This window comes from Celeribacter sp. (assembly GCF_048261515.1).
GTDB lineage: Bacteria > Pseudomonadota > Alphaproteobacteria > Rhodobacterales > Rhodobacteraceae > Celeribacter.
This window is the reverse complement of record NZ_JBLXFZ010000001.1, coordinates 358,935-372,817: the sequence shown is the minus strand read 5'-3', so window position 1 is coordinate 372,817 and position 13,883 is coordinate 358,935. Positions and strand designations below refer to the sequence as shown.

General features: G+C 59.7%; 13 protein-coding genes. All 13 read left to right on the top strand.

Annotated features, from left to right (window positions below; translation table 11 throughout):
* The first annotated feature begins 110 nt into the window (after nucleotides 1-110).
* The 13 genes from nuoG (at nucleotide 111) to ACN0SC_RS01765 (ending at nucleotide 13,824) form a co-directional block, all read left to right on the top strand.
* A complete protein-coding gene (nuoG, locus tag ACN0SC_RS01825; protein WP_417247958.1) occupies nucleotides 111-2,135 on the top strand; it encodes an NADH-quinone oxidoreductase subunit NuoG in 2,025 nt (674 codons plus the stop codon).
* Nucleotides 2,136-2,164: 29 nt separating this feature from the next.
* Nucleotides 2,165-2,554, top strand: a complete 390-nt coding sequence (locus ACN0SC_RS01820; RefSeq protein ID WP_417247957.1) for a hypothetical protein — start codon at nucleotides 2,165-2,167, stop codon at nucleotides 2,552-2,554.
* Between the two features lie 11 nt (nucleotides 2,555-2,565).
* A complete protein-coding gene (gene nuoH / locus ACN0SC_RS01815; protein WP_417247956.1) occupies nucleotides 2,566-3,606 on the top strand; it encodes an NADH-quinone oxidoreductase subunit NuoH in 1,041 nt (346 codons plus the stop codon).
* Between the two features lie 3 nt (nucleotides 3,607-3,609).
* Nucleotides 3,610-4,101 (top strand): NADH-quinone oxidoreductase subunit NuoI, encoded by a 492-nt coding sequence (gene nuoI / locus ACN0SC_RS01810; protein ID WP_417247955.1) that lies wholly within the window; start codon nucleotides 3,610-3,612, stop codon nucleotides 4,099-4,101.
* An 18-nt stretch (nucleotides 4,102-4,119) separates the two neighbouring features.
* Nucleotides 4,120-4,539 (top strand): carboxymuconolactone decarboxylase family protein, encoded by a 420-nt coding sequence (locus ACN0SC_RS01805; RefSeq protein ID WP_417247954.1) that lies wholly within the window; start codon nucleotides 4,120-4,122, stop codon nucleotides 4,537-4,539.
* Nucleotides 4,536-5,144 carry an NADH-quinone oxidoreductase subunit J gene (locus tag ACN0SC_RS01800; protein ID WP_417247953.1) on the top strand — a complete coding sequence of 203 codons (609 nt, stop codon included), beginning with the start codon at nucleotides 4,536-4,538 and terminating at the stop codon, nucleotides 5,142-5,144. Before ACN0SC_RS01805 ends, ACN0SC_RS01800 begins: the two co-directional genes overlap by 4 nt.
* 96 nt (nucleotides 5,145-5,240) lie before the next feature.
* Entirely contained in the window at nucleotides 5,241-5,546 is a 306-nt protein-coding gene (gene nuoK, locus ACN0SC_RS01795; protein ID WP_417247952.1) for an NADH-quinone oxidoreductase subunit NuoK, read from the top strand.
* Nucleotides 5,547-5,551: 5 nt separating this feature from the next.
* Nucleotides 5,552-7,645 (top strand): NADH-quinone oxidoreductase subunit L, encoded by a 2,094-nt coding sequence (nuoL, locus tag ACN0SC_RS01790; protein ID WP_417247951.1) that lies wholly within the window; start codon nucleotides 5,552-5,554, stop codon nucleotides 7,643-7,645.
* The gene (locus ACN0SC_RS01785; protein WP_417247950.1) at nucleotides 7,645-9,189 is read left to right on the top strand and encodes an NADH-quinone oxidoreductase subunit M; all 1,545 of its coding nucleotides are present in this window, start codon (nucleotides 7,645-7,647) and stop codon (nucleotides 9,187-9,189) included. Before nuoL ends, ACN0SC_RS01785 begins: the two co-directional genes overlap by 1 nt.
* Nucleotides 9,190-9,200: 11 nt before the next feature.
* Nucleotides 9,201-10,637, top strand: a complete 1,437-nt coding sequence (gene nuoN / locus ACN0SC_RS01780; protein WP_417247949.1) for an NADH-quinone oxidoreductase subunit NuoN — start codon at nucleotides 9,201-9,203, stop codon at nucleotides 10,635-10,637.
* A 7-nt stretch (nucleotides 10,638-10,644) separates the two neighbouring features.
* The gene (locus ACN0SC_RS01775; RefSeq protein ID WP_417248539.1) at nucleotides 10,645-11,373 is read left to right on the top strand and encodes a biotin--[acetyl-CoA-carboxylase] ligase; all 729 of its coding nucleotides are present in this window, start codon (nucleotides 10,645-10,647) and stop codon (nucleotides 11,371-11,373) included.
* Between the two features lie 13 nt (nucleotides 11,374-11,386).
* Nucleotides 11,387-12,166, top strand: coding sequence for a type III pantothenate kinase (locus tag ACN0SC_RS01770; protein WP_417247948.1), 780 nt, complete (start codon nucleotides 11,387-11,389; stop codon nucleotides 12,164-12,166).
* On the top strand, nucleotides 12,163-13,824 hold the full coding sequence (locus tag ACN0SC_RS01765) for a ribonuclease J (protein WP_417247947.1): 1,662 nt from the start codon (nucleotides 12,163-12,165) through the stop codon (nucleotides 13,822-13,824). The genes ACN0SC_RS01770 and ACN0SC_RS01765 overlap by 4 nt, the downstream gene beginning before the upstream one ends.
* The last annotated feature ends 59 nt before the right edge of the window (nucleotides 13,825-13,883 follow it).

Here is a 13,883-nt window from a genome sequence, read left to right as displayed (position 1 = left end):
GCCCGCGTGCGCGATTGCATGGCGGACCAAACGGAAATCCGGACGTGAGAGCGTTCGATCAATGCGGGCGGGCGCGGGTGCGCTTCCCACGACAGAACAGGTGATGTGATATGGCAGACACGCGCAAAATCATCATTGACGGCAGCGAGATCGACGTCGATCCGGCCATGACGATCCTTCAGGCCTGCGAGGTCGCAGGGGTCGAAGTGCCGCGCTTTTGCTATCATGAACGGCTCTCGATTGCGGGCAACTGCCGCATGTGCCTCGTCGAGGTTGTGGGCGGACCGCCCAAGCCGACGGCCTCCTGCGCGATGCAGGTGAAAGACCTGCGTCCTGGTCCCGAGGGTCAGCCGCCTGTCGTGAAAACCAACTCGCCGATGGTCAAGAAGGCCCGCGAAGGTGTGATGGAATTCCTGCTCATCAACCACCCGCTCGATTGTCCGATCTGTGACCAAGGTGGCGAATGCGACCTGCAAGACCAAGCCATGGCTTATGGTGTTGATTTCTCGCGCTATCGCGAACCCAAACGGGCTTCGACCGAATTGAACCTCGGTCCGCTCGTTGGCACGGCGATGACCCGCTGTATTTCCTGCACCCGCTGCGTGCGTTTCACGACCGAGGTCGCGGGCATTACACAGATGGGTCAGACAGGGCGCGGCGAGGACAGCGAGATCACCAGCTACCTTGACCAGACGCTTCAGTCGAACCTGCAAGGCAACATCATCGACCTGTGCCCCGTTGGTGCGCTGACGTCGAAGCCTTACGCCTTCACCGCCCGTCCGTGGGAGTTGACCAAGACCGAGACCATCGACGTGATGGACGCACTCGGCTCCAACATCCGCGTAGATACCAAGGGGCGCGAAGTGATGCGTATCCTTCCGCGCAACCATGATGGCGTGAACGAAGAGTGGATCTCGGACAAGACCCGTTTCGTCTGGGACGGCCTGCGTCGTCAGCGTCTCGACGTGCCTTACGTGCGTAAGGACGGTAAACTTCAGAAAGCCACGTGGGACGAGGCGCTTTCCGCCGCCGCCGCTGGCATGAAGGGCAAGAAGGTCGCAGGTCTTGTGGGCGATCTCGCTCCCGTCGAAGCAGCCTTTGCGCTCAAGCAGATGATCGAGAGCATCGGCGGCACCGTCGAGGCCCGCACCGATGGCGCGAAACTGCCTGAGGGCAATCGCTCCGCTTACGTTGGCACGGCGTCCATCGAGGACATCGACAACGCCGACATGATCCAGCTCATCGGCACCAACCCGCGCGACGAAGCGCCTGTTCTGAACGCCCGCATCCGCAAGGCGTGGCTGAATGGCGCGACCGTGGGGCTGATCGGTGAGGCCGTGGACCTGACCTATGACTATGTGCATGTCGGCACGGACCGTGCCGCTCTCGTCGAGACCGCCGAGAAATCCATCTCCAAGGCGACCAAAGAGGGCAAGAACACTGTTGTGATCATCGGTCAGGGCGCTCTGACGGAAGCCGATGGCGAGGCGGTTCTGTCGCAGGCGATGAAACTGGCTGAGAACGCGGGCGCGAAATTCATGGTTCTGCATACCGCTGCGTCTCGCGTGGGCGCGATGGATGTGGGGGCCGCGACCGAAGGTGGTTTGGAAAAGGCGCTCGACGGGGCAGAGGTGATCTACAACCTCGGTGCTGACGAAGTTGAAATTTCCGACGGGGCCTTCGTGATCTATCAAGGTTCGCATGGGGATCGCGGCGCACACCGTGCCGATGTGATCCTGCCTGCCGCCGCTTATACGGAAGAAGGCGGTCTCTTCGTGAACACCGAAGGTCGTCCGCAACTGGCCCTTCGCGCGGCCTTCCCGCCGGGTGAGGCGAAAGAGAACTGGGCGATCCTGCGTGCGCTCTCCGCGCGTCTGGGAGAAACGCTGCCCTTCGACACTCTGGCGCAATTGCGCAATGACCTGATCGCCGCCGTGCCGCACCTCGCCGCAATCGACGAAGTGCCCGAGAACACATGGACCCCGATCAAGGCCAAGAAACCCGCGAAGGCGGATTTCCGTAACGCGATCAAGGATTTCTATCTCACCAACCCGATTGCCCGCGCCTCGGCGCTCATGGGCGAACTTTCCGCAATGGCGAAAGCCCGTCGCGCAGACGCAGTGGCCGCCGAGTGATGCAGGGGCAGGGGATAGCATATCGTCGCATGGGCACGGGAGCGGCGCTTGCCGCAGCCGCGCTGATGGGCGGATGCGTGTCTCCTGTAGACACGCCGAGCGCAACAGATGGGGCATCCTATCTGGGAGTTGATACGCGTTTGCTCGACGGTGATCTGGTAAATTTCCATGTCTCTATGGCAGGGGCGGATGAAGAAAATGACGTGGCCGCATATGCCGAATGTGCTGCTGCGCAATACGCGCTGATCCGCGGTTTCGGGTTTGCGCGACATGTAAGGACAAATGTCTCACAAGAGGCTGGAATTTGGCGCGCGGATGCTGTTTACACCATCTCGTCAGCGCTGCCCGAAGGTTTGCGAACCATTGACGCCGAAGTCGTGGTCGCAAATTGCAGGGAACAAAGAATACCGACGGTGTGAAAGGCTGAAAAATGGTCGAATTTTTCACGACAACTAATCTCGGGATAGCACTCCTGATCCTCGGGCAATGCCTGTTGCTTCTGGTGCCGCTATTCGTTGCGCTCGCCTTCCTTATGTATGGCGACCGCAAGGTCTGGGCTGCGGTCCAGATGCGCAAAGGCCCCAATATTGTGGGCGTTTTCGGTCTGTTGCAGTCCTTTGCGGACTTCATCAAATACATCGTCAAAGAGGTCGTTGTGCCCGCAGGGGCGGACAAGTTCGTCTTCTACCTCGCGCCGATGATCACTTTTGTCACCGCCTGTATTGCTTGGGTGGTGATTCCGTGGAATGACGGATGGGTGATCGCGGATATCAACGTCGCCATTCTCTACATCTTCGCGGTCTCCTCTCTTGAGGTCTACGGCGTGATCATGGGTGGTTGGGCGTCGAACTCGAAATATCCCTTCCTTGGCTCGCTGCGTTCCGCCGCACAGATGATTTCCTATGAGGTCTCGATCGGCCTGATCATCATCGGCGTCGTGCTCTCGTCGGGTTCCATGAACTTCGGACAGATCGTCGCCGCGCAGGATGGCCGTTTCGGCATCTTCTCGTGGTACTGGGTCGCGCACTTCCCGATGGTTGTGCTCTTCTTTATCTCCGCGCTGGCCGAGACGAACCGCCCGCCCTTCGACCTTCCCGAAGCGGAATCGGAACTCGTCGCAGGATATCAGGTGGAATATTCCTCCACGCCCTTCCTTTTGTTCATGATGGGCGAGCTGATGGCCGTGGTTCTGATGTGCGCACTGGTCTCGCTGCTGTTCTTCGGCGGCTGGCTGTCGCCCGTGCCTGGTCTGCCTGACGGCATCCTGTGGCTCATTCTGAAAATGCTCTTCTTCTTCTTCATCTTCGCGATGGTGAAGGCGATCACCCCGCGCTACCGCTACGACCAGTTGATGCGCATCGGTTGGAAAGTCTTCCTGCCGCTGTCGCTCGCATGGGTCGTTATCGTGGCGTTCTTTGCTCAATACGGTGCCTTCGGCGGGGCCTATGCCCGCTGGGCGATTGGAGGCTAACGCATGGCTCTCGACTACACCCGCGCCGCGAAATACTTCCTGATGACCGACATTATCGCCGGTTTCCGCATCGGGTTGCGCTATTTCTTCGCGCCGAAAGCGACGATCAACTACCCGCACGAAAAGGGCCCGCTCAGCCCGCGTTTCCGTGGCGAGCATGCCCTGCGCCGTTATCCGAACGGCGAGGAACGTTGCATCGCGTGTAAACTGTGCGAGGCGATCTGCCCTGCGCAGGCGATCACCATCGACGCGGAACCCCGCGAAGACGGATCGCGCCGCACGACGCGCTATGACATCGACATGACGAAATGCATCTACTGCGGCTTCTGTCAGGAAGCCTGCCCCGTGGATGCCATCGTCGAAGGGCCGAACTTCGAGTTTTCCACCGAGACCCGCGAGGAGCTGTTCTACGATAAGGACAAGCTGCTTGAGAACGGTGCCCGTTGGGAAGCCGAGATTGCCCGCAACCTCGAACTCGACGCGCCCTACCGTTAAGGCGCAGAAAGACAGACAATGAACGATTTCGCCAAAATGTTCGGACAGATGATGGAGCAGGGCCAGAAGATGGCCGCTGCCTTCAATCCGACTATGGCGACGTTCACCCCGCCCGCCTTTGACAAGATGTTCCCCATGATGACCAAAGAGCAAATGGACATGCTTTGGGGCAACGCCTTCAACAAGGACGGGCTGGACAGCAAAACGCGGCTTCTGGTTGTGCTCGCGGGTCTTACCGCGCAAGGAGCACAGGCCGAGGCGCCGTTTAAAATGACCGTTCGTCATGCTCTTGAAGCAGGGGCGAGCGAGAAAGAAATCGCGGAAGTGATCTACCAGATGTCTTTGCTGGGCGGTCTTCCCGCAATGTCGAAAGCTCTGGAGCTCGCGCAAGAGATATTTGCCGAACGCGCCGAAAGCCGCAAGGAGGACAGTGAATGACTGTCGCTGATTTCGCATTCTATTGTTTTGCCATCCTGATGCTCACGGGGGCGTTGTTCACGGTCGTGGCCCGCAACCCTGTGCACTCGGTGCTCTGGCTGATCCTCACCTTCCTGTCGGCCTCGGGCCTCTTCGTGCTTTTGGGCGCGGAGTTCGTGGCGATGCTTCTGGTTATCGTCTACGTCGGCGCGGTGATGGTGCTTTTCCTCTTCGTCGTGATGATGCTCGATGTCGATTTCGCCGAGTTGAAAGCGGGGATGGCGAAATACCTTCCCTTCGCGCTTTTGATCGGTGTGGTGTTCCTGATGCAATTGGGACTGGCCTTTGGCGACTGGACGGCTGCTGACGGGGCCGAGGGGCTGCGCGGTGCGGTGACGCCTGCGGATGTCCACAACACCGCAGCACTCGGACAGTTGATGTATGACGATTACCTGATGCTCTTCCAACTCGCGGGCCTGATCCTGCTGGTCGCCATGATCGGCGCCATCGTGCTGACCCTGCGCCATCGCGAAGATGTCAAACGCCAGAATGTCGTGGCCCAGATGCACCGCGACCCTGCGGCGGCGATGGAATTGAAGGACGTGAAACCAGGGCAGGGGCTATAAGCCCGCGCGCCTTGCGTAAGAACTTGGGGCGACGCTGAGGCCGCCTCGTGAAAAAGCCACCACAAGTGTGGCGCAAGTAAAGAACTGAGGGACGACATGGTCGGACTTGAACATTACCTGGCAGTCGCGGGAGCGCTGTTCGTGATCGGGATTTTCGGTCTCTTTCTGAACCGCAAGAACATCATCATCATCCTGATGTCGATCGAGATGATCCTGCTGTCGGTCAACATCAACCTCGTCGCCTTCTCCTCCTTTGCGGGGGATCTTGTGGGGCAGATCTTCACCATGCTCGTGCTGACCGTCGCCGCCGCCGAGGCCGCGATCGGACTTGCGATCCTTGTGAGCTTCTTCCGCAACCGTGGCACGATCGACGTCGAAGACGTCAACGTGATGAAAGGGTAAGGGTCATGGAACAGATCATCCTATTCGCCCCGCTCGTGGGTGCCCTCATCGGCGGCTTCGGCTGGCGCATGATCGGGGAGAAAGGGGCACAGATCCTGACGACGGGTCTGCTTTTCCTCTCCGCCTTCCTGTCGTGGGTTGTCTTCCTCAGCCTCGACGCCTCCGTGACGCAGCACATTTCGATCCTGAAATGGATCGAGAGTGGGTCGCTTTCGACGGACTGGGGCATCCGCATGGACCGCCTCACCTCGATCATGCTGATCGTCATCACAACGGTCTCCGCGCTCGTGCACCTCTATAGCTTCGGCTACATGGCGCATGACGAGAACTTCAGCGACAACGAGCCCTATCGTGCCCGTTTCTTCGCCTACCTGTCCTTCTTTACCTTCGCCATGCTCATGCTGGTGACGGCTGACAACCTCGTGCAGATGTTCTTCGGCTGGGAAGGTGTGGGGCTGGCGTCCTACCTGCTCATCGGCTTCTATTTCAAAAAACCCTCTGCTGGTGCCGCCTCAATGAAGGCTTTCATCGTCAACCGCGTTGGCGACTTCGGCTTTATCCTCGGTATCATGGCTCTGTTCTTCCTCACCGATAGCATTGATCTGGACACGATCTTCGCTGCTGGTCCGCAACTGGCCGAGACGCAGCTTCACTTCTTGTGGACCGAATGGAATGCAGCCAACCTGATCGCTTTCCTGCTGTTCATCGGCGCTATGGGGAAATCGGCGCAGCTCTTCCTGCACACGTGGCTTCCCGACGCGATGGAAGGCCCGACGCCTGTGTCGGCGCTGATCCACGCCGCGACCATGGTGACGGCTGGGGTCTTCCTCGTCTGCCGCATGTCGCCGCTGTTTGAATACGCGCCGCAGGCACAGACCTTCATCATCTACATCGGTGCTTCGACCGCATTCTTCGCCGCGACCGTGGGTCTGGTGCAGAACGACATCAAGCGCGTGATCGCCTATTCTACCTGTTCGCAACTGGGCTATATGTTCGTTGCCGCAGGGGCAGGGGCCTACGGTCCCGCGATGTTCCACCTGCTGACGCACGCCTTCTTCAAAGCGATGCTCTTCCTCGGTGCAGGCTCGGTCATCCACGCGATGCACCACGAGCAGGACATGCGCAACTACGGCAACCTGCGTAAGAAGATCCCGTTCACCTTCTGGGCGATGATCATCGGCACGCTGGCCATCACAGGTGTCGGCATTCCGCTTACCCACATCGGCTTTGCTGGCTTCCTGTCGAAAGACGCGATTATCGAGAGTGCCTATGCCTCTGGTGTCGGCTACGCCTTCTGGCTACTGGTCGTGGCGGCGCTGTTCACTTCCTTCTACTCGTGGCGTCTCATCTTCCTGACCTTCTACGGTAAGGAGCGCGGCGATCATCACGCACATGAACATGCGCACGAAAGCCCGATGGTCATGCTGATCCCGCTTGGCGTTCTGGCGCTCGGCGCGGTGTTCTCGGGCATGATCTGGTATGGCTCCTTCTTCGGTGATCATGACAAGCACAACGAATTCTTCGGTATTCCCCACCACCACGAGGCCGCCGCTGGCGACCATGGCGAGGCGGTGGATACGCATGGCGAAGAGGTCGCTATGGCTGACGAACATGCCGACGATCACGGCGCGATGGCTGGTGCTGCTCCTGAAGGCGCGATCTACATCGGTGCGGACAACACGATCCTCGACGATGCACACCACGCGCCGACATGGGTCAAGGTCTCGCCGTTTATCGCCATGCTGCTCGGCTTCATCACGGCTTGGGTGTTCTACATCCGCAAGCCGAAGTTGCCCGCAAAACTGGCCGCGAACCAGCCCGTGCTCTACGACTTCCTGCTTAACAAGTGGTATTTCGACGAGCTTTACGACCGTATCTTCGTGCGTCCCGCACTTGCTTTCGGCCGCTTCCTTTGGAAGCGCGGTGATCAAGGGACCATCGACGGCGCGATCAACGGCGTGGCTCTGGGCATCGTGCCCTTCTTCACCCGCCTCGCTCAGCGCGCGCAGTCGGGCTACATCTTCACATACGCATTTACAATGGTTCTGGGGATTGCACTCTTGATTACCTGGATGTCGATCGGCGGAGGGTCCAACTAATGGATAACGTCCTTTCCTTCGTCACCTTCCTGCCCTCTGTGGCAGCGTTGGTGCTGGCCCTCTTCCTGCGCGGTGACGACGAGACCGCCCAACTCAACGCCAAACGGCTGGCGCTTTTTGCCACCGTGATCACCTTCCTGATCTCGGTCTTTATCCTGACAGGGTTCAACCCCGAGGATACGGGCTTCCAGATGGTCGAAGAGGCCGAATGGATCATGGGGATGCAGTACAAGATGGGCGTGGACGGTATTTCCGTGCTCTTCGTGCTGCTCACCACCTTCCTGATGCCGCTAGTTATCTGGTCGGCATGGGGTGTGACCACGCGGGTCAAGGAATACATGATTGCCTTCCTGCTTCTGGAAACACTCATGCTCGGCGTGTTCTGTGCGCTGGACCTGATCCTGTTCTACCTCTTCTTCGAGGCGGGGCTCATTCCGATGTTCCTGATCATCGGTATTTGGGGCGGCAAGGAGCGCATCTACGCTGCGTTCAAGTTCTTCCTTTATACCTTCCTCGGCTCGGTCCTGATGCTGGTGGCGATGATCGCCATGTATGTCGATGCAGGCACCACCGATATTCCGACGCTTCTCGCGCATGAGTTCTCTTCTCAGACGCTGAACGTCCTCGGCTTCCATATCGTTGGCGGAATGCAGACGCTGGCCTTCCTCGCCTTCTTCGCCTCTTTCGCGGTGAAAATGCCGATGTGGCCCGTGCACACATGGCTTCCCGATGCGCACGTTCAGGCGCCCACGGCGGGTTCGGTTGTTCTGGCTGCGATCATGCTGAAGATGGGCGGCTACGGCTTCCTGCGTTTCTCGATCCCGATGTTCCCTGTGGCCTCGCACTATCTTGCCGATTTCGTGCTCTGGCTCTCGGCCATTGCCATTGTCTACACCTCTGTTGTCGCGCTGGTGCAGACGGATATGAAAAAGCTCATCGCCTATTCGTCGGTCGCCCACATGGGCTACGTGACGGCTGGTATCTTCTCGCTCAATCAGCAGGGTGTGGATGGCGCGATCTTCCAGATGCTCAGCCACGGCTTTGTCTCGGGCGCGCTCTTCCTCTGCGTCGGTGTGATCTATGACCGGATCCACACACGTGAGATTGACGCCTATGGCGGGTTGGTGAACCGTATGCCCGCTTACGCGCTGGTCTTCATGTTCTTCACCATGGCCAATGTCGGCCTGCCAGGTACGTCGGGTTTTGTGGGTGAATTCCTCACGCTCGTCGGCATGTTCCAAGCCAACACATGGGTCGCCGCCGTGGCCGCTACGGGTGTGATCCTCTCGGCCTCCTACGCACTGTGGCTCTACCGCCGCGTGGTGCTGGGTGATCTGATCAAGGAAAGCCTGAAGGCGATCACCGATATGACCGCACGCGAGAAGTGGATCTTTGCGCCGCTGATCGCCATGACGCTCCTGCTCGGGGTTTACCCCGCGCTTGTGACCGATCTGATCGGCCCGTCGGTGAGCAACCTGCTTGATAACTACAACGCCGCACTGCCCGCTGATCTCATCAGCGCCGCAGCCGCAACCAGTCACTAAGGGGACGGACCATGACACCCAACGATTTTGCGATTGTCCTTCCAGAGGTCCTGCTCGCGATCTACGGCATGGCGGTTCTGCTGTTCGCCGTTTACACGGGCAAGGACAAGATGGCGGCCATGGTCACATGGGCCACGGCAGGCGCCTTTGTCATCATCGCGGCGATGATTGCACTGGGCAGCGGCGGCACGAACGTCGCCTTCGACGGCATGTTCATCGACGACGCCTTCTCCCGCTTCGGCAAGGTTGGCGCACTGCTGGCTGCAGCCGCCGTTCTGGTGATGTCGCTCGACTTCATGCAGAAAAGCGAAATGCTCAAGTTCGAGTATCCGATCCTCGTGCTGTTCTCGACTATTGGCATGATGGTCATGGTTTCGGCAGGCGACCTGATGGCGCTCTACCTCGGCCTCGAACTGATGTCTCTGGCGCTCTATGTCATCGCTTCCTTCCGCCGTGACAGCGTGAAGTCCACGGAATCGGGCCTGAAATACTTCGTGCTTGGTTCGCTCGCGTCGGGGCTTTTGCTCTACGGTGCGTCGCTGACCTACGGTTTCACGGGCACCACCTCTTTCGCAGGTATCATTTCGGTTGTTCAGGACGATGTGCCGCTCGGTGCGCTCTTCGGCCTCGTCTTCATCATGACGGGCCTTGCCTTTAAGGTTTCCGCTGTGCCGTTCCACATGTGGACGCCCGATGTTTACGAAGGCGCGCCCACGCCGACTTCCGCCTTCTTCGCCACTGCGCCGAAGCTGGCCGCCATGGGCCTATTTGCCCGCGTTCTGCACGATGCCTTTGGTGGCATTGTCGGGGACTGGCAACAGGTTCTCGCGGTGATCGCGGTGGCTTCGATGCTGCTCGGTTCGGTCGCTGGTATCGGCCAGACCAACATCAAACGTCTGATGGCCTATTCTTCCATCGCCCACATGGGCTTCGCCCTCATGGGGCTGGCCGCGGGCAACGCGGAAGGGGTGCAGGCGGCGCTGATTTACATGGCGATCTATGTCACGATGAACATCGGCACCTTTGCCTTTATCCTGACAATGGAGCGCGATGGTAAACCCGTCACCGATCTCTCCTCGCTCAACCGCTATTGGCGCACCTCGCCATCCAAAGCGCTGGCTGTTCTGGTGCTGATGTTCTCGCTCGCGGGTGTGCCGCCGATGCTTGGCTTCTTCGGGAAACTGGCGGTGCTTGAGGCAGCATGGGGTGCTGGTCTGTCCTATCTGGTTCTCTTCGGTGTGATTGCTTCCGTCATAGGGGCCTTCTACTACCTGCGCATCGTGTTCTACATGTACTTCGGTGCCGAGAGCGATCCGCTCGACAAAGTGTCCAGCCCGATGGCGACGCTGATGCTCATGGCGTCCGCCGTGATCATGCTGGTGGGGATCATCAACCTCTTCGGTGTCGGTGAGATGGCAGCAACCGCGGCCGAGGCCCTTGTCAAATAACGACCATATCTGGCCCGATGGGGTAGGGCGTCTCGTCCTGCCCACAACGGACAGCACGATGAAAGAGGCCGCTCGCATTGCGGCCTCTTCCGCCTTGCCGCAGTGGATTCTTGCCCTCGACCAGACCGCTGCGCACGGGCGGCGCGGGCGGGCGTGGTCCATGCCCAAGGGCAATTTTGCCGCCACGCTGCTCATGTTTCCCACGGAGCCGCCCGCCTTGGTCGCGCTGCGGTCGTTTGTGGCCGCTCTCGCGCTGCACGATACCTTCGTCACCGTGACGGGGCGCCCTGACGGGTTCACGCTCAAATGGCCCAATGATGTGTTGCTCAACGGTGGCAAAGTCGCGGGTATTCTTTTGGAACGCGGCGCGCGGCATCTGTCTATTGGTATCGGGATCAACCTCGTCGATGCGCCCATGCCCGAACAGGTCGAAGAAGGCGCAACACCGCCTGTCTCGCTTTTGTCGGAAACAGGCGCGCGCGTCACGCCCGAGGAATTCCTCGACATTCTCGCCCCCAATTTTGCCCGTTGGGAGGCGCAATTTACCACCTACGGTTTCGCCCCGATCCGCACCGAATGGCTCGCCCGCGCTGCAAAAATCGGCCAACCGATCCGTGCGCGGACCGTCACCGAAGAGCACCACGGTACCTTCGAAACAGTGGATGCGGGCGGCAATCTTGTGCTTAAAACGGCGAAGGGGCAGCTTTCCATCCCTGCCGCCGATGTTTACTTCTGAAAGGACGCCGCCCATGCTTCTGTGCATTGATACCGGCAACACCAACACGGTCTTTTCCATCTGGAACGGCGAGGAATTCATCGCCACATGGCGCACCTCCACCGAGACACAGCGCACGGCGGACCAGTATTACGTCTGGCTCTCCACACTGATGAGCTTTCAAAAGATCGAAGCGGACATCACCGAAGTGATCATTTCCACCACGGTGCCACGCGTGGTGTTCAATCTGCGTGTCTTCTGCGCACGCTACTTCGACTGCCGCCCGCTGGTGGTGGGCAAGCCCGAATGCCTTCTCCCGCGCGCCCCGCGCGTGGACGAGGGTACAACGGTCGGCCCCGACCGCCTCGTCAATACCGCCGCCGCATACGACCGCTTCGGCGGGGATCTCATCGTGGTGGATTTCGGCACGGCGACGACCTTCGACGTGGTGGCCGAGGACGGGGCCTATGTCGGCGGTGCTATCGCGCCTGGCGTGAACAACTCGCTTGAAGCTCTCCACCGCGCCGCCGCCGCCCTTCCGCATGTCGATGTGACCATGCCCGAGAAGGTGATCGGCACAAACACCGTTGACTGTATGCAGTCGGGGGTGTTCTGGGGCTATGTGGGGCTGGTGCGAGAGACCTGTAACCGGATCAAGGCGGAATACGACCGCCCGATGCGCGTGATCTCGACGGGGGGACTTGCGCCGCTGTTCAATCAGGGCCACACATTATTTGACGAATATGACGAGTTCCTGACAATCCACGGCCTTGTCGTGATCCACAACTATAACAAAGAAATGGGCAACGCATGACCGACCGACTTCTTTATCTACCTCTCGGAGGTGCCGGCGAGATCGGCATGAACTGCTACGTCTATGGCTACGGGCCCGCGGGCAAAGAGCGCTACATCGTCGTCGATCTCGGCGTCACTTTCCCCAATATGGACGGCTCGCCGGGCGTGGATCTGATCTTCGCCGATGTGGCGTGGCTTGTGGAACGTAAGGACCGCATCGACGCCATTTTCATCACCCACGCGCATGAGGACCACGTCGGCGCGGTCGGCCACCTCTGGCCCCGTCTCGGCGCGCCGATCTATGCCCGCGCCTTCACCGCACACCTCGCGCGGCTCAAGTTCGAAGAGCACGGTCATGACGAGTTGCAGATCAAGACTGTAGGCAAATGGCCCGAACAGACCAAGGTAGGCAAGTTCTCCGTGGGGTTCCTGCCCGTATCGCACTCGATCCCCGAAAGCTCGGCGCTTGTCATCGACACGCCAGCGGGCCGCGTGATCCACACGGGTGACTTCAAAATCGACGAGACTCCAGTTGTCGGCGAGGCTTTCGACCGCGCCCTTTGGGAAAGCGTGTGTAAGGACGGTGTGAAGGCGCTGGTCTGTGACAGCACGAACGTTTTCACCGACAAGCCTGGCCGTTCGGAAAGCGAAGTGATTGAGCCGATCAACGAGCTTGTCGCCTCACTCGACGGGATGATCGCCGCGACCACCTTCGCCTCCAACATCGCGCGGGTAAAGACGCTTGCGGAAGCAGGTGCCAACGCGGGGCGCTCCGTGGTCCTTCTGGGGCGTGCCATGCGCCGCATGGTTACTGCAGGGATCGAAACGGGGATCATCAAGGACTTCCCCAAGACGATCTCTCCCGAACACGCTGCCGACATTCCACGCGAAAGCCTGATGCTGCTCACCACGGGCAGCCAAGGCGAGTACCGCGCGGCCACCGCTCAACTAAGCCGTGGCAAGTATCTCGGCCTAAAAATGGCTGAGGGCGACACGGTGATCTTCTCGTCCAAGACCATTCCCGGCAATGAGGTTCCCGTCGCGCAGATCCTCAACAACTTCTCCGAGCTTGGCGTTGATACGATCTCGGGCCGCGACGACATCCATGTCTCTGGCCACGCCAACCGCCCCGACCTTGCCTTCATGCACGAGGTGGTCAAGCCGCAGATCGTTGTTCCAATGCACGGTGAGCACCGCCACCTGCGCGCACATGCGAAACTGGCCAAGGAGAACGGGTTGCAGTCGATTGTTGCACCCAACGGCGTCGGCGTGGATCTCAGCGGCAAGGCCCCGAAAGTGGTCGAATATGTCGAAACGGGCCGCACCTACCTTGACGGCTCGGTTCAGATTGGTGCGCTTGATGGCATCGTCCGCGACCGCATCCGCCTTGCCCGAAACGGTATCATCGTCGCAACGGTGATTGTCGAGGATGACGAGCCTCTGGGCGATTGCTGGTGCGAGTTGCGCGGCCTCCCCGAAGTGGGGCTGTCACGCGCGCCTTTGGTTGATGTGATCGAGGAGGACGTGAACCAGTTCCTCCAACGCGCCAATCGCAAGACGATGAGCGATGATGACAAACTCGAAGAAAGCATGCGCCGCATCATCCGCAAAACTGCGCAGGAAGAGATCGGCAAGAAACCCGAGGTGCAAATCGTCATCTCACGCCTGACGAGTTGATCCCGTGACGGCGGGAAGATGGTGACGCTGATTTAGGAGGGGGGGCGAGTAGCTCCCCC

Excerpts from the sequence above, each read along its gene's own strand:
- ACN0SC_RS01785 (WP_417247950.1), top strand. The coding sequence starts at position 7,645 with ATGGATAACGTCCTTTCCTTCGTCACCTTCCTGCCCTCTGTGGCAGCG.
- ACN0SC_RS01800 (WP_417247953.1), top strand. The coding sequence starts at position 4,536 with ATGACTGTCGCTGATTTCGCATTCTATTGTTTTGCCATCCTGATGCTC.
- nuoK (WP_417247952.1), top strand. The coding sequence starts at position 5,241 with ATGGTCGGACTTGAACATTACCTGGCAGTCGCGGGAGCGCTGTTCGTG.
- ACN0SC_RS01805 (WP_417247954.1), top strand. The coding sequence starts at position 4,120 with ATGAACGATTTCGCCAAAATGTTCGGACAGATGATGGAGCAGGGCCAG.
- nuoN (WP_417247949.1), top strand. The coding sequence starts at position 9,201 with ATGACACCCAACGATTTTGCGATTGTCCTTCCAGAGGTCCTGCTCGCG.
- nuoL (WP_417247951.1), top strand. The coding sequence starts at position 5,552 with ATGGAACAGATCATCCTATTCGCCCCGCTCGTGGGTGCCCTCATCGGC.
- ACN0SC_RS01820 (WP_417247957.1), top strand. The coding sequence starts at position 2,165 with ATGGGCACGGGAGCGGCGCTTGCCGCAGCCGCGCTGATGGGCGGATGC.
- nuoI (WP_417247955.1), top strand. The coding sequence starts at position 3,610 with ATGGCTCTCGACTACACCCGCGCCGCGAAATACTTCCTGATGACCGAC.
- nuoG (WP_417247958.1), top strand. The coding sequence starts at position 111 with ATGGCAGACACGCGCAAAATCATCATTGACGGCAGCGAGATCGACGTC.
- nuoH (WP_417247956.1), top strand. The coding sequence starts at position 2,566 with ATGGTCGAATTTTTCACGACAACTAATCTCGGGATAGCACTCCTGATC.
- ACN0SC_RS01765 (WP_417247947.1), top strand. The coding sequence starts at position 12,163 with ATGACCGACCGACTTCTTTATCTACCTCTCGGAGGTGCCGGCGAGATC.
- ACN0SC_RS01770 (WP_417247948.1), top strand. The coding sequence starts at position 11,387 with ATGCTTCTGTGCATTGATACCGGCAACACCAACACGGTCTTTTCCATC.